This is a genomic window from Ferrimonas senticii DSM 18821, assembly GCF_000422665.1.
Lineage (GTDB): Bacteria > Pseudomonadota > Gammaproteobacteria > Enterobacterales > Shewanellaceae > Ferrimonas > Ferrimonas senticii.
Genome location: NZ_AUGM01000017.1, coordinates 21,425 through 41,360, shown reverse-complemented (window position 1 = coordinate 41,360; position 19,936 = coordinate 21,425). Strand labels below are relative to the sequence as shown.

Annotated in this window: 20 protein-coding genes; 9 read left to right on the top strand and 11 right to left on the bottom strand. The window is 53.6% G+C overall.

The features are described from left to right. Positions 1-58: 58 nt before the first annotated feature. Complete coding sequence (locus G506_RS0110105) at positions 59-835, top strand: DsbC family protein (protein ID WP_169628096.1); 777 nt, start codon at positions 59-61, stop codon at positions 833-835. Between the two features lie 35 nt (positions 836-870). Here the strand turns inward: G506_RS0110105 and G506_RS0110100 are convergent, their stop codons facing one another. Beyond that, a complete protein-coding gene (locus tag G506_RS0110100) occupies positions 871-1,863 on the bottom strand; it encodes a LacI family DNA-binding transcriptional regulator (RefSeq protein ID WP_028116758.1) in 993 nt (330 codons plus the stop codon). 309 nt (positions 1,864-2,172) lie between these two features. On the opposite strand from G506_RS0110100, the gene G506_RS0110095 reads away from it, so the two are divergent. The 5 genes from G506_RS0110095 to G506_RS0110075 are packed head-to-tail and all read left to right on the top strand — an operon-like array spanning position 2,173 to position 8,264. Next, positions 2,173-3,207 (top strand): NAD(P)-dependent alcohol dehydrogenase, encoded by a 1,035-nt coding sequence (locus G506_RS0110095; RefSeq protein ID WP_028116757.1) that lies wholly within the window; start codon positions 2,173-2,175, stop codon positions 3,205-3,207. Positions 3,208-3,210: 3 nt separating this feature from the next. After that, on the top strand, positions 3,211-4,704 hold the full coding sequence (gene xylB, locus G506_RS0110090) for a xylulokinase (protein WP_028116756.1): 1,494 nt from the start codon (positions 3,211-3,213) through the stop codon (positions 4,702-4,704). Further along, complete coding sequence (locus G506_RS0110085; protein WP_028116755.1) at positions 4,701-6,191, top strand: sugar ABC transporter ATP-binding protein; 1,491 nt, start codon at positions 4,701-4,703, stop codon at positions 6,189-6,191. Before xylB ends, G506_RS0110085 begins: the two co-directional genes overlap by 4 nt. Before the next feature lie 10 nt (positions 6,192-6,201). After that, positions 6,202-7,239, top strand: coding sequence for an ABC transporter permease (locus G506_RS0110080; protein WP_035387236.1), 1,038 nt, complete (start codon positions 6,202-6,204; stop codon positions 7,237-7,239). 23 nt (positions 7,240-7,262) lie between these two features. Then, positions 7,263-8,264 carry a substrate-binding domain-containing protein gene (locus tag G506_RS0110075; RefSeq protein ID WP_028116753.1) on the top strand — a complete coding sequence of 334 codons (1,002 nt, stop codon included), beginning with the start codon at positions 7,263-7,265 and terminating at the stop codon, positions 8,262-8,264. A gap of 97 nt (positions 8,265-8,361) precedes the next feature. Here G506_RS0110075 and G506_RS0110070 read toward each other — a convergent pair whose 3' ends face one another. From G506_RS0110070 to G506_RS0110035, 7 genes are all read right to left on the bottom strand, one after another. Beyond that, positions 8,362-8,886 (bottom strand): D-lyxose/D-mannose family sugar isomerase, encoded by a 525-nt coding sequence (locus G506_RS0110070; RefSeq protein WP_028116752.1) that lies wholly within the window; start codon positions 8,884-8,886, stop codon positions 8,362-8,364. A 185-nt stretch (positions 8,887-9,071) separates the two neighbouring features. Next, the gene (ndk, locus tag G506_RS0110065) at positions 9,072-9,503 is read right to left on the bottom strand and encodes a nucleoside-diphosphate kinase (protein ID WP_028116751.1); all 432 of its coding nucleotides are present in this window, start codon (positions 9,501-9,503) and stop codon (positions 9,072-9,074) included. A 141-nt stretch (positions 9,504-9,644) separates the two neighbouring features. After that, positions 9,645-10,211, bottom strand: a complete 567-nt coding sequence (locus tag G506_RS0110060) for a hypothetical protein (RefSeq protein WP_028116750.1) — start codon at positions 10,209-10,211, stop codon at positions 9,645-9,647. 364 nt (positions 10,212-10,575) lie between these two features. Next, positions 10,576-11,121: an adenine phosphoribosyltransferase gene (gene apt, locus G506_RS0110055; RefSeq protein WP_028116749.1), complete on the bottom strand. Its 546-nt coding sequence runs from the start codon at positions 11,119-11,121 to the stop codon at positions 10,576-10,578. Between the two features lie 390 nt (positions 11,122-11,511). Further along, positions 11,512-12,249: an HvfC family RiPP maturation protein gene (locus G506_RS0110045; RefSeq protein WP_028116747.1), complete on the bottom strand. Its 738-nt coding sequence runs from the start codon at positions 12,247-12,249 to the stop codon at positions 11,512-11,514. Further along, positions 12,246-13,079 carry an HvfB family MNIO-type RiPP peptide maturase gene (locus tag G506_RS0110040; protein WP_028116746.1) on the bottom strand — a complete coding sequence of 278 codons (834 nt, stop codon included), beginning with the start codon at positions 13,077-13,079 and terminating at the stop codon, positions 12,246-12,248. Before G506_RS0110040 ends, G506_RS0110045 begins: the two co-directional genes overlap by 4 nt. A gap of 87 nt (positions 13,080-13,166) precedes the next feature. Beyond that, positions 13,167-13,550 carry an HvfA family oxazolone/thioamide-modified RiPP metallophore gene (locus G506_RS0110035; protein ID WP_028116745.1) on the bottom strand — a complete coding sequence of 128 codons (384 nt, stop codon included), beginning with the start codon at positions 13,548-13,550 and terminating at the stop codon, positions 13,167-13,169. 218 nt (positions 13,551-13,768) lie between these two features. Between G506_RS0110035 and dusC the strand changes: the two genes are divergently transcribed. Next, on the top strand, positions 13,769-14,707 hold the full coding sequence (gene dusC / locus G506_RS0110030) for a tRNA dihydrouridine(16) synthase DusC (RefSeq protein WP_028116744.1): 939 nt from the start codon (positions 13,769-13,771) through the stop codon (positions 14,705-14,707). A 52-nt stretch (positions 14,708-14,759) separates the two neighbouring features. Here dusC and G506_RS0110025 read toward each other — a convergent pair whose 3' ends face one another. Both G506_RS0110025 and ycfP read right to left on the bottom strand, forming a co-directional pair. Further along, positions 14,760-15,104 carry a hypothetical protein gene (locus G506_RS0110025; protein WP_028116743.1) on the bottom strand — a complete coding sequence of 115 codons (345 nt, stop codon included), beginning with the start codon at positions 15,102-15,104 and terminating at the stop codon, positions 14,760-14,762. Positions 15,105-15,158: 54 nt separating this feature from the next. After that, positions 15,159-15,722, bottom strand: a complete 564-nt coding sequence (gene ycfP / locus G506_RS0110020; RefSeq protein ID WP_028116742.1) for an alpha/beta hydrolase YcfP — start codon at positions 15,720-15,722, stop codon at positions 15,159-15,161. A 167-nt stretch (positions 15,723-15,889) separates the two neighbouring features. On the opposite strand from ycfP, the gene G506_RS0110010 reads away from it, so the two are divergent. Then, positions 15,890-17,266, top strand: coding sequence for an L-serine ammonia-lyase (locus tag G506_RS0110010; RefSeq protein ID WP_028116741.1), 1,377 nt, complete (start codon positions 15,890-15,892; stop codon positions 17,264-17,266). A 27-nt stretch (positions 17,267-17,293) separates the two neighbouring features. Here the strand turns inward: G506_RS0110010 and cysB are convergent, their stop codons facing one another. Further along, positions 17,294-18,265, bottom strand: coding sequence for an HTH-type transcriptional regulator CysB (gene cysB / locus G506_RS0110005; RefSeq protein WP_028116740.1), 972 nt, complete (start codon positions 18,263-18,265; stop codon positions 17,294-17,296). 153 nt (positions 18,266-18,418) lie between these two features. Between cysB and G506_RS0110000 the strand changes: the two genes are divergently transcribed. Continuing rightward, on the top strand, positions 18,419-19,186 hold the full coding sequence (locus G506_RS0110000) for a hypothetical protein (RefSeq protein ID WP_028116739.1): 768 nt from the start codon (positions 18,419-18,421) through the stop codon (positions 19,184-19,186). Positions 19,187-19,936: the final 750 nt, after the last annotated feature.

Sequence of the window (19,936 nt, the reverse complement as noted above, 5' to 3'; positions counted from 1 at the left end):
TGCTAATCCACTTACGGCATGAAAAGCTTAAGCCAACCAATGGATAGGGATGATAACCATGAAACGGACGTTACTCGCGACACTATTAAGTTGTTCAATGCCTCTGCTTGGCGCGACCACCAGCGACACCCTGATTGCCAATTTAAAAAAGGTCGCCGATGGCCGCTTCGCTAATGCCGACATTCAGGTGATTAGGCCACTGCCCGCCGCCACTTTGGCTGGTTTTTATGAAGTCAGCATTGATGGTCAACCGCTGATCGTTCATGAAAATGGCGTCGACGCGCTGATAGGTGATCTCTACAACTTGGAACAGATGGTCAATCTGAGCGAGCAATATCGACTTTCCCGGCAGGCCGACCACGCTAAAAAGGTGATCGCGATGCTCGCGCCAGAAAACTTTGTTAGCTACAGCCCTAACGGTGACAAGATCGGTACCGTCTATGTCTTTAGCGATCCGACCTGCGGCTACTGCCGCAAATTACATAGCGAATTGCAGCAATACCTAGATAGCCAAATCGAGGTGAAATATATCCCCTACCCTCGCAGCGGCATGGTCGAAGGTGAACAAGGCTACGAATTAGTTAAACAAATTATGTGTGCTGCCGATCCAAGCGCCGCCATGGATGAGATTAAAAAAGGCAGTGCCGGCGATAAATATCAGCAAGCCAACTACCCGCAAGCCTGTTTAGAGGTGTTACATCGCGGCATTGTCGCCACCGAAGCCATCGGTCTACGCGGCACGCCATTTATCTATCTTTCCAACGGCAGCGCCATCCCCGGTTATCAGGCGGCGGCCACCATCATTGAGATGTTAAAGTCACAGGGTGTCCGCTAGCGGCTATGCACGGATCTTGCCCGCAGGCTATCAGGCTAAGCCATGACCACGCCGCGAATAATGATCTCGGCGTGCTTTTCACTGTTATCGGATTCGATGGTACGAATTAACTGGGTCACCGCGTGATAACCAAACTCTTCGACATCGTGCTTGATGCAGGGAATGGTAACCCCAAAGTGTTTAGCGGTGGCGATCTCATCAATGCTGTAAAACGCCACATCCTGATCCGGTCTAAGCCCATGCTGAACGCAGGCTTCAAGTGCGCCAAGTGTGATCTGGTTATTCAAGCCAATAACCGCATCAGGCTGATTACCCAACAAATATTCGGCAGTCAGTTGCTGCGCTAAGGCACTGTTAAAGTCGGCTTTAATGATATCTAACTGAGCACCACTGGCGCACTCTTCCAGCGCCATCTTGATCCCCGCCAGACGGCTATTAGCCACCTTCGAATTGGCTGAGCCTGAGACCAACAAAATCCGTTGATGCCGCCCCTTTGCTACCGTTTTGCCAAGCTTGTAGCCCGAGTCGACGTTATCGAGGTAGACCCCACCGCTGTGTGGTGCCTCAATTTGACGATCCAGCAGCACCACCGGAATATTAAGCTTGGCTAAGGTCGCAAAATAGCTTGGTCGGTAATCCTCATCTTCAGAGATCACGGCAATGATGATGCCATCAACGTTGTAGCTGATCAGCGTATTAACCGCGTTTTGCTCCATCGCCGCTGATTCGTCAGAGCTAAAGAACAGGCAGGTATAACCGGTCTTGCTGGCGCTGCGAATGATCGACTTCAGCGCATTGGCAAAAAACGGGTTGATGATGGTCGGCACGATAACGCCAATGGTTTTCGAGCGCGCTTTTAATCCCTTTGCCATCAAATTGGGAATGTAGCCCAGTTCGGCGGCAATCCGCTGGATCTTATCGCAGGTCTCCGGTTTGACCTTGTCAGGCGTCGACAACGCCCGACTAACGGTGATGGCGGATACATTGGCCAGCTTGGCGATATCCGCCAGTTTTACTTTCTTTGTCATCGCTTTGATTGCACTCAGGGCTGCACGCGTGCGGCAGCGGATCGCCGCCAGTGTATGCGCATTATGGTTGTTTCTAACAGCTATTTTGAAAAGATAACAGCGACAAAGTGATAGCGATGTCATAACCAAACGCCATTTCACACCTCATTCCTGCAACTCTCACGCAACACAACAGCGTTCTTGGCGGTTTTATTCGCAGCAACCGGTAAAAGTGCGCAAAAGATCACAAACCGCCGCCATCCAAATCAGTACCATGTGAAAAACTGTTAATGACAACGATAACATTAAATCGTGCAAGAGGATCATCCGATGAAAGCGCTGGTACTGGAACAGGTCAACCAATTGGCACTAAAACAGGTGGCCGCCCCAACCGAAGTGGGGGCTAATGATGTCCAGATTAAGATCCAAGCGGTCGGCATTTGTGGCTCTGACGTGCACTACCTAACCCACGGTCGCATCGGCCACTTTGTGGTAGAGCAGCCAATGATCCTTGGCCATGAGGCCGCCGGTATCGTGACTGCCGTCGGCAGCAACGTTCAACACCTAAGCGTTGGCGATCGCGTCTGCATGGAGCCGGGCATTCCAAATCCATCCTCACCAGAGGTGATGGAGGGGATCTACAACCTCGATCCGGCAGTGCAGTTCTGGGCCACCCCACCGTACGACGGTTGCTGCTGCGAATACGTGGTACACCCTGCCGCCTTTACCTTTAAGATCCCGGCCCACATGAGCTACGCCGAGGGCGCCATGGTTGAGCCATTGGCAATTGGCATGCAAGCCGCCGCCAAAGCCAACATCAAACCTGGCGATATCGGCTTAGTCTATGGCGCTGGCACCATCGGCGTAATGTGCGCCCTAGCAGCATTGGCCGGTGGCTGTGCGGAGGTGATCGTGGTTGATGTGGTTGATGAGAAACTGGCAACCGTTAACGCCTACGCTGGCATTACCGCCGTTAACAGCCTGCGTGAAGACGTGGCCGCTATCGTCGCTGAGAAAACCGGCGGTCGTGGCGCCAACGTGGTGTTTGAATGCTGTGGCGTAGAAGCGGTGATCACCAACATCTGCGCCAATGCCGCCGCCAACAGCACCGTGGTATTGGTTGGCATGCCAGTGGCGCCGGTGAAATTCGATATCGTCGCCGCCCAAGTCAAAGAGATCACCTTTAAGACCATCTTCCGCTACGCCAACATGTACCCGAAGACCATCAACTTGATCGCGTCCGGCAAGTTGGATGTTAAACCTCTGATCAGCCAGACCTTTAAGTTTGACGATGCGTTGGCGGCCTACGATCGTGCCCTTGAGGCCAATCCGTCCGACGTTAAAATCATGATTGAGATGGAGTAATCGATGCGGATCGTCGCCGGTGTCGATTGCGGCACTCAAGCAACCAAAGTGATCTTGGTCGACACCGCCAGTGCTACGGTACTGGCGGAAGCCGCGGCCAGCCATGAGCTTATCTCTGACAGCAATGGCCGTCGCGAGCAACAACCGCAGTGGTGGATCGATGCCTTAGTCAGCGCCTTTACCCAAGCGCTGGCGCAGGCCGGCATCGACGCCGAGCAGGTGACTGCGATCGGGATCTCCGGTCAGCAACACGGTCTGGTGGTACTGGACAGCAACGGCGAGGTTATTCGCCCTGCGAAACTGTGGTGTGATACCGAAACCGCCCCACAAAATGCCGAACTGCTGGCGCTACTCGGCGGCGAGCAGAGCTGCATCGACCAGTTAGGTCTTCGCATCGAAACCGGCTACACCGCCTCAAAACTGCTGTGGTTGAAGCAGCAACATCCTGAGCAGTTTGCCCAAATTGCCCAAGTGCTGCTGCCGCACGATTACCTCAACTTCTGGCTGACTGGGGAATACTGCGCCGAATACGGCGACGCCTCCGGCACCGGTCTGTTTGATGTTCGTAAGCGCTGCTGGGATCAGCGGGTATGCGATCTGATCGATCCGAGCGGCCAGCTATTTAACGCCCTGCCGCCATTGCGATCCGCCGCCCAGCGCGCCGGTATTGTCCGCGGTCACGCCAAGGAACTGCTGGGTCTGAATGACAACGTCATTGTCTCCGTTGGCGGCGGTGACAACATGATGGGCGCCATCGGCACCGGTAACGTCAAAAATGGTATCGTTACCATGTCCCTTGGCACCTCCGGCACCATCTACACCTACTCGGATCAGCCAGTGGCGCTAAACCACCCAAGCATCGCCAACTTCTGCGCCAGTTCCGACGGTTGGATGCCGCTGATCTGCACCATGAACGTCACCTCCGCCAGCAGTTTGGTGCAAAACCTGCTGCAGATGGATTTGGCCGAGTTCAATCAGGCGCTGGCCAACAGTCCAATCGGCGCTGGCAACATCACCTTACTGCCGTTTTTCAACGGCGAGCGGGTACCAGCACTGCCACAAGGTACCGGCTCTATCCATGGCTTAGATGCAGCCAACTTTAACCGCGACAATCTGGTTCGAGCGGTGGTTGAAGGTGCCAGCTACGGCCTGCGTTACGGCGTTGAACTGCTGCGCGACGCGGGCATCGAAGTGAATCAAATCCGCTTGATTGGCGGCGGCGCAAAATCGCCGCTGTGGCGGCAGATGATCGCCGATGTGATGAACTGCGAGGTGATCTGCCCAGTGATTGGCGAAGCGGCGGCCTTAGGTGGGGTGATCCAAGCCTGTTGGGCGCTGGGTAACACCATCGATACTGACATCGTTGATGCGCTTGTGGCCTTGGATGCCAGCACCGCCACCGCCCCTATTGCGGCGCATGTTGCCCAATACCAGCAGGCCTATCAGCGCTACCTAACCACCCTCTCCGCCCAATACCCACAGCAGGTGAACGCATGAGCCGCGCCCCGTTGTTAGCCGTCTCGTCGGTGAAAAAATCCTTTGGTGAAGTGCAGGCGCTAAAAAACGTCAACTTCACTTTAGAAGCTGGCCAAATTCACGCCCTGTGTGGCGGCAATGGCGCCGGCAAAAGCACCTTTATGAGCATCGTCATGGGCTTCTTACAGCCAGACTCTGGCAGCATCTGCGTTAATGGCAAGCAGCAACACTTTGCCAACGCCAAAGAGGCACTGGATGCGGGCATTACCATCGTCCAGCAAGAGCTCAGCTTGGTGCCGAATCTGTCGGTGGCGGAAAACATCTATCTTGGCCAAGAGCCGCGCAACCGCTTTGGCATAGTCGACTTTAAGCAGTTGAATCAGCAAGCGCAGACGCTGCTGGATGAGCTTGAGTTTGAGATCCCAGTCAACGCCAAAATCCATCGTTTGAGTGTTGCCCAGCAGCAGTTGGTGGAGATAGCCAAGGCGCTGTCGCACGCCAACGCCAACATCGTGTTTATGGATGAGCCAACCTCAGCCATCGGCGAAGAGGACTCGAAAAAGCTGCTGAAAGTGATTAAGTCACTGGCGGCGAAAGGCAAAGGGATCGTTTACGTATCCCACCGTCTGTCGGAAATCTTCGACGTTTGCAGCCACTACACGGTGTTTCGTGACGGCACCTACATCCAAGAGGGTGAGATTGCCGACATCAACCGTGAAGAGTTGATTGAGCAGATCATCGGTGGCCAAATCGATGAAGAGTTTGCCAAGTTCAATCAACCTACCAACGATGTGCTGCTCAAGGTTAACCAGCTTAGCTCGGCCAAATTCAGCGACATCTCGTTTGAGGTGCATCGCGGCGAAATTTTGGGGATCTACGGTCTGGTTGGCTCTGGCCGCTCTGAGGTACTGAACGCACTATTCGGCGTAGATGACTATGACTCCGGCGATATTGAACTGCAGGGTCAGTCGTTTAACCGCGCCAAACATAAACCACGCAGTGCGATTAAAGCCGGTATGGCATACGTCACCGAAGACCGTAAGCACACCGGTTTGGTGCTAAGCAGCTCGGTGGGCGACAACATCTCAATCTCGTCGCTGGGCGATGTCGCCAATGGCTACGTGGTGAACAAGCAACAGGAACGTCAGCGCATCCGCGAGATGATCGATCTGTTCCGCGTCAAAACCCCCAACAAAAAACAGCTGGTCAAGAACCTTTCCGGCGGTAACCAACAAAAGGTGGTACTGGGACGCTGGTCGCTGACCAACCCAGAGCTGCTGATGCTGGATGAACCGACCCGTGGTATCGACGTCGGCGCCAAAAAAGAGATCTACCGCTACATGTCAGAACAGGCACAAGCGGGCAAAGGGATCATCATGGTGTCGTCGGAACTGCCGGAAATCATCGGCATGAGTGACCGCGTACTGGTCTTTAAAAATGGCCAACTCGTCAGCGAAGTCAGCCGCGCTGACGCCAGCCAACAACTGCTTTTAAGCCTCGCTTCTTAGGATTTTTACCATGACTACCACTGTTGTTTCCGGTATGCGCAGCCGCCTGCCTGCAACTCAGATCGCCCCACTGCTGCACAAATACGGCATCGTCTTCGCGTTTCTGGCGCTGTGCGCCATCATCGCCGTGCTGGGTGAATACTGCATCTACACCGGCCTATGGGACAGCAACTACTTCCTGACCCAAAGCAATTTCCTGTCGGTGCTGCGTCAGGTCTCAATCAACGGCATTTTGGCCATCGGCATGACCTTTGTGATCATCATCGCTGGGGTTGACCTATCGGTCGGCTCGGTGCTGGCACTGGCGGGGATCGTCGCCGCCCGCTTTGTCACCAATACCGCCGATATGGCCATCGGTGGCTTTGATTCGCCGATTTTGCTGCCACTGATGATCGCCATCATGATTGGCGCCGTGTGTGGTTTTATCAATGGCTACATCATCTCTAAATTCCGCCTGCAGGCGTTTATCGTCACCATGGGGATGCTCTCTGCTGCTCGCGGTATGGCGATGCTGACCACCGACGGCAACCCAGTGTCCTCGTTGGACCGTGGTTTCCGGGCGATTGGCAACAGCTACACCTTTGGCATTCCTACCCCAGTGCTGATCTTTGCGGTGATCTTTATCGCTTGCTGGTTCCTGCTAAATAAAACCGTATTTGGCCGTTACGTCTTTGCCGTTGGCGGCAATGAAAAATCCGCGCAAACCTCCGGCATCGACGTCCATAAAGTGAAAGTGGCGGTGTACACCCTCTGTGGTGTGTTGGCGGCGATTGCAGGCCTGATCCTGACTGCCCGCACCGGCTCAGCGCAAACTAGCGCCGGTTTCGGTTATGAACTGGACGCCATCGCGGCCGTGGTGATCGGTGGTACCTCGATGGCCGGCGGCCTCGGCACCCTAACTGGCACCCTGTTTGGCATCTTAATCATCGGCGTCATGAACAACGGTTTGGATCTGCTTGGCGTGCAGTCCTACTACCAACAGATCATCAAAGGCGGACTGATTGTCGCCGCGGTGATGCTTGACCCATCTCGTAAACAGACTCGTTAATCCCCACTTGGTTATTTAAGCAAATGAAAAAGAACCTAATCGCAACGTTGCTCGGCACCACCATGGCACTTTCCTCGGCCTCGGCGTTTGCCAAAGAGGACATCAAAATCGCCGTACTGATGTACGGCATGAAAGCCGAATTTGTGCAGCTGATGGAAAAAGCCGCCTACGAACACCCAATGGTGAAATCCGGTCAAGTCAAAATCACCATGTACGATGGCCGTTACGACGCGCTGGTACAGAACAACCAAGCAGAAACCGCTATTCGCACCAACCACGATGCGATCATCATCAACCCAATGGATTTTGATGCCAACATCGACGTAGTGGACATGGCCAACGACGCTGGCATTCCAGTGATTGTTACTAACGCCCGTTTGAACACCACCGAAATGACCGCGGAAGTGGTTTCCGATGACGTTAAAGGCGGCTACCTAGAAGCCAAATACGTGATGGATAAGATCGGCTGTAAAGGCAACGTGGTGATCTTGGAGGGTCCAAAAGGCGGCTCTGGCGAGATCCAGCGTGGCCAAGGTAACGAACAGGCCATCGGCGAATGTCCAGAAGGTGCGGTTAAGATCATCGAGCGCAAGACCGCTAACTGGTCTCGCGCCGAAGGCATGACCCTGATGGAAAACTGGCTGATGAAACATCAAGGTCGCATCGCTGGGATCATCGGTCAGAACGATGAGATGGCACTGGGCGCGATTGAAGCGATCGAAGGCACCGGTGGCAACGTTAACGATTACGTGATTGCTGGCATCGACGGCGTTACCGACGCCATCCACGCGGTTAAAGCCGGTCAGATGACCTCTATCCTGCAAGACGCTAACGGCCAGATGCAGGGCTCTATCGACGTGGCACTGCGCCATGTAATTGGTGCTGAATACCAACCGGCTTCTGGCCTGTGGCAGCAATACGCGGGTGAGTTGGAGTGGAACGACGGTCAATCCAAGCGTTACAACATTCCATGGACCATCGTTACCAACGACAACGCTGATCAGCTGCTGGAAATGCGCAAGTAAGCGGTAAATCAACTTAAAGCAAGGACGCTAACCCATAATCCAAGCCGAGCTCAACGCTCGGCTTGTTTGTCTCTGGCCATTGGGTTTTGTCAGCCCGTTAAGCGCTAACTCGACTGGCTCGGTCAACAGCCGGATCGGTAAAGCGATCGGTATCGTCGTTGGAGTGAGTAGAAAACTCCGACAACACCGCCCCTTGTGGATGGGCTTTAAACCAGTGCTTGCTGTTCGGCGCTAGGGTCAACTGCTGCCCTTGACGCAGCACCACTTCGTGAAACACGCTGAAATGCTGCAGCGAGGCTGGCAACGCCACCTGCGGCGCGATAGTGGCTTCTCCTTCGATAAAGATACTGACCGCCCCATAACGGCAGCGGAAGGTTTCCTCTTTACCAGGCTCACTGACGCCATCAGGGTGGTCGTGTTCAGGACAGATCTGATCCGGCAACATGATCAGCTCTTTGGCACAGCAGCGAGCGCTATTGATATAGGTGTGGATCGCCAAGCCACACGCGGCAAAATCACCCAGACCAAAATCGGTCAGTTCCAGATCCGCCAATTCCTGTGGGCTTAGATAGATGCCGGCTTGGCTCAATAATTCCGTTAATCGCGTCCGTAGTAGCGTCATGTGTCATCAACCGATGAGATTACGTTGCAGCGGCTATGGTAGCCGATCACGTCTGCCGCTCCTCGCCTAACGCTGACAAATTGTGACGTTGAATCAAGCGAACTCGGCAGCGACTCGGCTGTATTGAAAGGCATAAAAAAACCAGCACTGAAGTGCTGGTTTTCGTAGCAAGCGAGATGCTGCAATTAGCGAGTGCGTGGGCACAGTTCTTCGTTAGTGAAGAAGTACGCGATTTCACGCTCAGCGGAGGTTACGGCGTCAGAACCGTGTACCGCGTTTTCGTCGATGCTGTTAGCGTAATCTGCGCGCAGAGTGCCGCGAGTCGCTTCAGCTGGGTTGGTCGCACCCATGATTTCACGGTTAGCCAGAACCGCATTTTCACCTTCCAGAACCTGCACCATGATTGGGCCAGAGGTCATGAAAGAAACCAGCGCGTTGAAGAAAGGACGCTCAGCGTGTTCGGCGTAGAAACCTTCCGCTTGCTCTTTGCTCAGGTGAACCATCTTGGAAGCAACGATTTTCAGGCCCGCGGCTTCAAAACGAGAGTAGATAGCGCCAATCAGATTCTTGGCAACTGCGTCAGGCTTGATGATTGAAAAAGTGCGCTCTAAGGCCATTTTTCCGCTCCATGTGATTGTTGTTAGTCATTTTTCGGTGCGGAGTATATGCCAAACCTCAAGCAAAACACCACCCCAGTCACAACAACCTTCAACATTCGATGCGCCGATCGCACTTTTGAACCTTAATTGAGACCAACATCACCCTTTAGGGCAGTATTTCACTCCAACCCATGCCGTATGTTTTTCACAAATGCGTCTAAATCGTGATACAAATCCCTGTTTGCTGGCGGCTTCAATCAGTTCATGTAGACGCTGGCCATACTGTTCACCGGCTGGCAATACCAACATCAATCGCCCACCGGATAGCAATCGGCGCCATGCTTGTTCGAGTAACGGTTGGTATGGTGGCATTAGCCGGTCTGGTAGCACTATCAACGCATCAGCACGCTGTGATTCTAAGGTTGGCCCTAACTTACCAACACTAACTTGCGGTCGTTGCTCTGCCAGTTGCGTAACTTGGGCCAAGTACTCGCCCCGTTGGGCTAACTGCGCTTCAGTAAGCAGCACACTTACCCGGCCGTCAACGCCAACCGATTCTGCAACTTGCCGCACTGCATCCAGTTCGGGGGTACCAATAACCACCACTATTTGATTGCGGCGTAGGCTTAATTTGCGCAGCAAAAAACGCAATTGCACCGGTGCCATAGTGCTGGTGCTTTGCGGTTCATTGGCGCGAGTAAAGATACTGCGGACGGTTTGAGTCATTGTTGTCTCCGCATCGGATTTCGCTCGTCATTAACTGTTCAAGCAGCAGTCACATTACGAGCTTGCCAAAGGCTAATATTTCGACTAGTGGGCTACCAACATAAAAGGTCTGTTGGCTAAAAAAAACCCCTACGTGACAAAAATATGGCGGCTTGGTTCTTTTAGTGACACTGTTGGCATTTATCCACTGCACAGCCAGCCCGTTATTCCAGCAAAAGCCCTGACCAAAGCCGCTCAGGTTTGCGCTAATGGTTACCGCTAGCGAAGCTGGCTTGCGCGTAGTTCGTTACCGCTGACCCATAAAAAAGGCCACAACCTGTCAAGGTTGTGGCCGATAAATTGATAAATACCGCAGTTGCCTGGCTTAGTCGCCGTCAAACTCGCACAGCGACAGGCAGTTGATGCCCATCGCTGACAGGCGCTGTTCACCGCCCAGATCCGGCAGGTTGATAACGAACGCCGCATCAACCACATCACCGCCGAGATCGCGGATCAGCTTGGTAGTGGCTTCGATGGTGCCACCGGTGGCCAGCAGATCATCAACCATCAGAACTTTGTCGCCCTGTTGAATCGCATCTTGATGGATCTCAAGGGTATCAGTGCCGTATTCCAGCTCGTAGGATTGCGCGTTGGTAGGACGCGGCAACTTACCCGGCTTACGCACAGGCACAAAACCGATGCCCAGCTCATAGGCCAGCGGAGCGCCAAACAGGAAGCCACGAGCCTCAGTACCAACGATCTTGGTAAAGCCATGATCTTTGTAATGTTGCGCCAGCAACTCAATGCACAGACGGAAGGCTTTGCCATCTTCCAGCAGAGAAGTTACGTCACGGAACATAATGCCCGGCTTTGGGTAGCCTGGGATGGTCTTGATGCTGTTTTTCAACAGATCCAGAGAAGCTTGATTCATGATTTAAGTCTTGTCGTCTTAGTCAGTGGCAACGCCACAAACAAAAAAGCCCAGCTTGCTAAATTGCAATCTGAGCTTTCCAAACCGTATTGCTGGCTAAGCTTAAGCACCTTGCTTGGCAGATGCAACCGCAATCGCAGCGAAATTTGCGTTGACTAAAAACCGGCTAGACCCGCGGTCTGGGTTACTGGGTGAGGATCTTTATCCAGGTCAGCGACGCCGGCAGTGTTGGGATCAATAACACCAACAAAAAGCCTAAAAAGTGATAAATATTATACGGTTCCTTGAACTCTTTAGACGCCATAGCCAGCTACCTCATTGATAAATATGGCGTCATTGTATTTTGACCAAGATCACACAAAAACCGATAAACCGTAGGGTTTTAGCAATTCAGACGGAATTGCCTCTAACAATCCCTTTTGCCGCTAAATCAAGCAGTAATTGCCCTGCCCCTTGGGCGATCTGGGCAGGTTCAAGCTCTGGCAGGCTCGGCAACATCGCCTCTATCAGTTGCTCGGCGGTTTGTCCTGGCTGCTCTGCCAGTTGATTTAACAACCGAGCGCTGAGCGGGTTGAGCGCCATAAAGGCAACGTCATCATCAAGATCGCGGTACACCAACAGATAGGTCGGTTGCGGCTCGGGTTGGCTGTTGTGCTGACCGATTTGATGGACTGGATAGGGGTACTGCGCCAAGTACGCGGCACCGTACAGCTGCAATTGAGAGCGAAACAGTTGCTCGGGCTCGCTCAGCAATGGCTGATCGGTGATCTCTGGTAAGGTATCAATCCGCAGCTCTAATTGTTCGTAATCCGCCAGCGCCACCGCATAATCCGGCAACCCTTGCGCGCCATTTAAGAAGCGCACAAACTCCGCTGAGATATCGACAAACAGCGGCGAGCTGCAATCATGCTCGGCGAAGAACTGGCGCAATAAACCTTGCCACAGATCTGTGGCCAACAACGAACGCAATACCGGAAAGGCGGCGTCAACAAAGCCACTGACGTTATTGAACATCAACTCGCGATAGATGTTCATCCGCCGCGCTTCTAACCCCAGCGGTGCTGGCTGTTGTTGCTGCGCCCGGATGTGCGACATAAATTGCTGTTGCATCTGCCGTAGTTCACTCATGCACGCTCCTTGTTGGCTGACATGCGCACAGCTTGACCGATCTGGTTAATCCGTTCGACTTCGGTCATCAGTTGCGGCAACTTCGGCAAGTTAAAATCTCGCTCTAGCAGGGTTGGAAACACACCATGGTAGCGATAGCAATCCTCGAGCAACTGCCACACCGGTTCAATCACATCGGCGCCGTGGGTATCGATAATCAGGTCGTCAGCCTCGTTATAGTGACCGGCGATATGCAGATAACGGATCCGCTCGGTTGGCAGACCGTAGAGAAACTGCTGAGGATCATAACGATGATTGACGCTATTAACGTAGATGTTGTTGACGTCCAGCAGCAGCTCACAGTCAGCCCGTTCTAACACCGCATTGATAAACTCAAGCTCGCTCATCTGCGCGCCAGGTTCGGCGTAATAGGAAACATTTTCCAGCACCAGTTTACGCTCAAGAATATCCTGTACTCGCCGCACCCGTGCTGCAACATGCTCGACCGCCTCTTCGGTAAAGGGTATCGGCATCAAATCGTATAGATGAGCATTGCCAGAGCAGTAGGACAGGTGCTCGGAATAGATCTCGATATTATGCGCATCAAGGAACCCCTTAACCTGTTTGACGAACGCTTCATCCAACGCAGCCGGCGCCCCTATCGACAGCGATAAGCCATGACAAACAAAGGGCAGTCGCTCCGTCAGCGCACGAAACTGACGAGCCAGCTTGGGGTTAACCCGCAACCAGTTCTCCGGCGCTACCTCCATAAAACCCAGTCCTTGCGGCAGTGCCGCTTGCAACTCTGGTAACATTTCGCGTCGTAAACCGACTCCAGCTCCGCTGACCATTGGCGCCTCCTTGGTTGGGGTGAGGTAAAAGTACACAAAGGCAGCGATGCTGCCTTTGTGTCATATCAAACAGCGAGAGGGTTTAGCTTACGCGGCACCGCATTTGCCTTCGCCACATTTGCCCTCTTTGCCTTTGGCTTCGCCGCCGCACTTACCTTCACCGCATTTGCCCTCTTTGCCTTTGGCTTCGCCGCCACACTTGCCTTCACCACATTTGCCCTCGTGTGACTTGGCCTCGCCACCGCACTTACCTTCACCGCATTTGCCTTCGTGCGACTTACCTTCACCACCGCACTTGCCTTCGCCACATTTACCTTCAGCGCCTTTATGACCGCCCATCAGAGACGACACTTCGTAACCTTGCACCAACTCTTCAGCGGCAAATGGGTTGGCTTGTGCAGCCACCAACGAACCACCAACAACCAACGCGCCCAGTGCTGCTGCTACAGAAGTTTTGTTTACGGTTTTCATAGTGTTGTTCCTTCTTGCTTGTTTAAACCTGTGGTTACCAACGCCACCGCGCTGGCTTGCAATAGAAGACCTAGCGCCCTGCCATGATATTTCACAGTTGGCTAACTTTTTTTCAAACTACGACATTAGAACTGTAGTGAATCCCAGCGACGCTGGTGTTTTCAGCGCAGATTGATAGAATCGGCGCCCGCTTAAATTTGCTGCGAGAGAACGACCGAATGAGAGTGCTTTTGGCCCCGATGGAAGGGGTAATGGATGCGCTGATGCGCGATATGCTGACCCGAATGCCGGGGGTTGACGGCTGCGTATCCGAATTCGTCCGAGTGGTTGATCAACTGCTGCCGGTGCGTACCTTCCATCGCCTCTGTCCTGAATTGCAGCACGGTGGCCTCACCCCATCGGGTGTACCGGTGCGAGTGCAACTGCTTGGCCAATCCCCACAATGGTTGGCTGAAAATGCGGTTCGCGCGGTAGAGATGGGCTCCGACGGCGTCGATCTGAACTTTGGTTGTCCGGCCAAACAAGTGAATCAGTCCAAAGGCGGCGCAGTGCTGCTAAAGGACCCAGAAGCGATCTACCAGATTGTCAGTGCGGTGCGTGCCGCCGTGCCTGCTGATAAGCCGGTGACCGCCAAAATCCGCCTTGGCTTTGCCGATAAGAGCCTGATGCTGGATAACGCCTTTGCCGCCCAAGATGCCGGCGCCGCAGAGTTATGTGTCCATGGCCGCACCAAAGAGGATGGCTACAAAGCGGACAAGATCGACTGGCAATCGATCCGCATCATCAATGACGCCTTAACCATCCCGGTGATCGCCAATGGCGAGATTTGGAACGCCGAAGACGCCAAGCGCTGTCGCCAGATCACCGGTTGTGAAGACCTAATGATCGGTCGTGGGGTGTTGTCGCTGCCTAATCTGGCCGACTGCATCGCTAACGACGCCGAACCATTAAGCTGGGCGCAGATGACCCAGTTGCTGATCGACTACTCCGCCTTTGAACTCGATGGCGAAAAAGGGATCTACTACCCCAATCGGATCAAGCAGTGGTTTGCCTCTCTAAAGCGGCAGTACCCGGAAGCCAACGAGGTGTTTCGTGAACTGCGAGTGATGAAAAAACCGGCTGAAATTGTCGCATACCTGCAATCGCTGCAGCACTAACCAAGCGACTGAAAGCACAACGCCAGCGTGATAACGCTGGCGTTTTTTTACGTTACTCCGGTGACGACGGCAGCAATCCTCGAAACAGTAATGGAAAACGGCGTAAACGCTGGCCACTGCGAGTCTCGGCCAGCACCGCTTGTTCAACCTCGGCGATGCTGCAGTTGGCTTCAATCAACCACCCCAGATCCCGCAACGCCCGCTGGTTACTGCGCGACAGATGCGCACGTGTTAGAAAGTACTGGTAGTTATCGACCACTTGCTGCCAGCACTTGGGCTCGGCGCGCAGTCGCGCAAACACCTGAGTAAAATAGTGCTGTTCACGCGGGCTTACGGTCAGGCTGCGGCCACGGCGTCGTGGCGAAGCGCGAGACGTTGACTCAAAACTAGAAGGCATTGCACAGGCCAAACAGTGGGTTTTGACAAGCTACGCATGACCCAACAGCAAGGTTTAGCTGGATGCAGTTAGTGCATCAGACGGCTGGCGAAATTGATCGATACGGCTCAAGTGCAGACTCAATTCTGGGAACTTATGCGGTTGCTGTTCATCCCAAACAATCGGATAAAACGACTTAAGCGTGCGTTCGGTAACCTTGTTATCTAACACTTCATCGAAGCGCGACAGCAACACCAGTGATTGGCCACGGTTTTGACTGCGAAAATCGACCACGCATTTATCACTGATATGCTCGTACTCTTCTGGTCGGTCAATCAGCCCCACCATATTGTGTTGCGGCCACAGGTTCGGGTTAATTTGCACCGACTTTAAGCCACACAAAAAACCGATCCGTTCCACCCAGTAACCGCCAAGCCCAACGCCAATCAACAACGGCTTGGGATCATCACTGAACTTGAGCTGCTTGTTAACCTCGTTCAGCAAGTGCTGCATATCATGCTTGGGGTGCATGGTGGAGTAGTTAATCATCCGCACATCATCGTCAATCATCTGCAGTTGCAGCACTTTTTGATGATTGCCAGGGCTGGTGGCATCAAAACCGTGGAAGTAGAGAATCATCCGTTGGCTCCTACTGATCGTTACTAAACCGTGGTGGAAAACCGTGGTGGCAAACCGTTACGCCGATCAACTCTAAAGCATTGCTGGCAATTTGCCCAACAGTTGGGGCTTTGCTGATCATCACGCTACTATCGAGTAATTGGATTGCCCCGCAGCTAGGATGAGTGATGATCAGCGTTTTTGATATGTTCAGTATCGGCATTGGCCCGTCAAGTTCCCACACCGTCGGCCCAATGCGTGCCGCCAACCGCTTTATCAACGATTTGCACCAGCAACAACGGTTTAATCAAGTGACCGAAGTGCAAGCAGAACTGTTCGGCTCATTAGGGCAAACTGGTAAAGGCCACGGCACTGGCAAGGCGGTGGTGCTGGGGTTGCTTGGCGAAACCCCAGAGCAGTGCGATCCCGATACGGTTGAAGCCAAGCTTGCCGAGGTAGCGGATGACCAAAGTCTGCTGTTGGATGGCAAACGCACGGTCGCTTTTCCGCGCAAGGCCGGGATCATCTACCACCGCCGTAAATCACTGCCACAGCACGCCAACGCGATGACCCTAAAAGCGCTCGGCAGCGATGGCAACCCAATATATCAACGAACCTACTTCTCAATTGGTGGCGGTTTTGTCGTTGATGAAGATGAAATTGCCGCGCAAACCAGCATCAATCAAATTAGTTCAACCCAGCCCTATCCATTTAGTAGCGCTACCGAATTGCTGAGCTTGTGCAACCAACATGGGCTGTCGATCGCCTCGCTAATGATGGCCAATGAAAAGGTGTTGCGCAGCGAAACGGAGATCACCGAACAGCTGTGGCAGATCTGGCAAACCATGTTGGCCTGCGTTGAGCGCGGCTGCCGGATGGAGGGCATTTTAGCCGGCGGTTTGAAACTGCGCCGTCGTGCTCCGGCACTGCATCGACGTTTGCAGGCAGAAGGCGGCACCAGTCACGATCCGCTTAATGCCATGGATTGGGTTAACTTGTTTGCGATGGCCGTCAACGAGGAAAACGCCGCCGGCGGGCGGGTGGTAACCGCCCCAACCAATGGCGCAGCCGGGATCATCCCTGCGGTACTGTGTTATTACGATCGCTTTATTCAGCCCGTTAACCGCGATACCGCCGCTCGCTATCTGCTAACCGCGGCCGCCATCGGCATTTTGTATAAGAAAAACGCCTCGATATCTGGCGCCGAGGTTGGCTGTCAGGGTGAGGTTGGAGTCGCCTGCTCAATGGCCGCAGGCGCCCTGACTGAACTGCTGGGCGGCACCGTCGCCAACGTTGAAAACGCCGCTGAAATTGGCATGGAGCACAACCTGGGCTTAACCTGCGATCCGGTTGGCGGCTTAGTGCAAGTGCCGTGTATTGAACGCAACGCCATGGGCGCCGTGAAAGCGATCAACGCCTCGCGACTGGCGATGCGCGGCGATGGCCAACATAAGGTATCGCTAGATAAAGTAATCAAAACCATGTGGGATACCGGCAAAGACATGCGCAGTAAATACAAAGAGACCGCCAAAGGCGGCCTCGCGGTCAATATTGTCGAATGCTGAAGCTCTCGGCCTAGCGAATGCCGATGCCTAGCGCATCGGCAGTTCCATATCAGCAAACATCGCATCAATCCCCTCTTGGTCACGCAGAGCCAGCGCCTTTTCTACCGTCATCTTGGTCAGATGCGGGGCAAAGCCCTCTAAAAACTCATACATGTACGAGCGCAGGAAACTGCCCTTACGAAAGCCGATTTTGGTGGTGCTGGGTTCAAACAGATGCGACGCGTCTCGCACCACCAGATCGTCATCCAACCCATCCAGTGCCATGGTTGCCATGACCCCAACCCCAAGACCAAGGCGCACATAGGTTTTCAGCACATCGGCGCTGGTAGCGGAAAATACCACTCGCGGCTCGCCCTCCACGGTAGCAAAGGCTTTTTCCAACGCGCTTTGACGATTAAAGCCAAATACGTAGGTCACCAGCGGGTATTTCACCAGTTGCTCTAGGGTGATGGTCTTTTGCTTTGCCAGCGGATGATCTTTGGGAAACACCACCGAACGGTTCCAGTGATAGCACGGCAGCATCACTAAATCGTGATACAGGTGCATCCCTTCAGTAGCGATGGCAAAGTCGGCATCTCCTCGAACCGCCATTTCACAGATCTGATCTGGGGTCCCCTGATGCATATGCAAATTCACGTCGGGGTAGCGGCGAATAAATTGGCTGATCACCTGCGGCAAGGCATAGCGGGCTTGGGTGTGGGTGGTGGCGATATTCAGATCGCCGCGATCCGGCTGAGTGTATTCCGAGGCGACCTTTTTGATCCCCTCGACCTTACCCAGAATATCGCTGGCAATATCGATAATTTGTTGCCCGGCAGGGGTGACATGGGTCAGATGTTTGCCGGCGCGGCCAAAGATCTGCACGCCCAGCTCATCTTCCAGCATCCGTACCTGTTTCGAGATCCCAGGCTGCGAGGTATACAAACTGTCGGCGGTGGCAGAAACATTAAGGTTGTTGTTCACTACCTCAACAATGTATCGAAGTTGCTGCAGCTTCATGGTCGGCGCCCCACTTCAGGCGATATAGAAAGTTATATAGATATCACAACTTTACCAAAAAATAGAATAACTGCACCTTGACCCACCTCAGCAATACTGTGACCTCTGCAACTTTGGTGTAGCATGGCCAAGCTAAGAGAGTAAGGGCAAGGGATGTCGCTGCAAATTCTGCTGATATTGGTCGCGTTATTGCTGCTGGTGATCATCGGTTTCAATCTGTTTCAACAGTATCGCTGGAAAGTCGAACATCAACGTCGACAAGAGATAGGCAAACACAAAGCAGCCGTCAGCGAGTTAGAACGACTGCTGTCGTTCGGCGCCTTTTTACCGCTAACCAATCGCATGGTGCAGTTACTTAATCAGCGCATCATCGCTAATCTCAAACAGATCATCGCCATCGATCCAAGCCGCAGTGACGTGCTCACCCAACTGCGAAACATGCAGCACCAACTGGCACAAACGCCGCCGCAAGAGCGTACCATCGATAGCTTCAGTTCCCCCTCGGCCGAAGGCCAAGTAATCGCCATCATCAAGGTGCTCAAACGCCTGAAGGATTTCGCTCGCATCGAGCAAAGCCGCGGCACCTTGGCACACGACGACTACGTCACCGAATGCCAACGGGTGGAACAGTTACTGCTGCGGATCAACGTTACGGTACAGTTTGATAGAGCCCGTGTTGCCGCCAGCAAGAACCAAATTGGCTCTGCCCGTCAGCACTTAAACCAACTGCATAAACTGCTGATTAATCACAGCAGTGACGACAGCTACAGTCAGCTAATCCTAGCCAAAGCCAGCGCCATGCAGGATGAGTTAACCAACCGTGCGATGCGACAACTGCCGCCTCAAGCTGCCTCTGCTGCCGGCGCAGATGAGGACGATTGCGAGCTAGACCAGCTGTTTTCCCCTAAGCGTAAGTGGTAAGTCGCGACCTTTTATACTAGGGCGTGTTGACCTTTGCTGTATATTTTTGCGCCCATTATTGGTTGTTTTTTAAAGTAAATTGAACCTGCCCGGTTTGTTGTGCTGTTCCGTCGTCACTGTGGGGCGCCTTGCAGAGTCGGACTAGCAGCTGTCACTCTTCGTCATACGATTTCGACGTAGAGCCACTATGCCTTCAATCGCAATCCTCGATTGACAGCTGCTATCCTCGACCAAATTCTGAACACCAAACGTCAACACGCCCTAGCCAGATTAATGTCGTGGTCTTCTGCTGCGAAGTCGAAGCCACTATATAACTGTACCGATTGGTATTCGCCTCCGGCGGGAAAGGGTTCCACCCTTTTCAAACCCAACTGCCTCCAGCACGGCGAAGTCCCCTCGCTCCTTGTGCTACTCCTTTCGGCACTGCGCAGATTCATCGTCCCTGATTTAGCCGCGCACTCCAGCCATCCATGGCCTCCGGCCTCAAAGCGTAGCACACCGCTCAGCGCCGCGAGTCGGCTAAAGCCCGTTGGCGCAACCGATAGTGGTTCAATCGTAGCCGCGAACACGTTCGCGGAAATTTAGCTAATTCAAACCGCAAACTGAATGTCTCATGGTGACGGTTATTCGGAGTGCTCTAAGCCGACTGGTTGACGCCGAGTGAAACCGCAAACGCAGCGGCAAGCTGAGGGCAAGATGCCCGAGAGGCCGGTGAGGGCATGGATGCCGCCTCGGGCCGGTGCTGCTGGG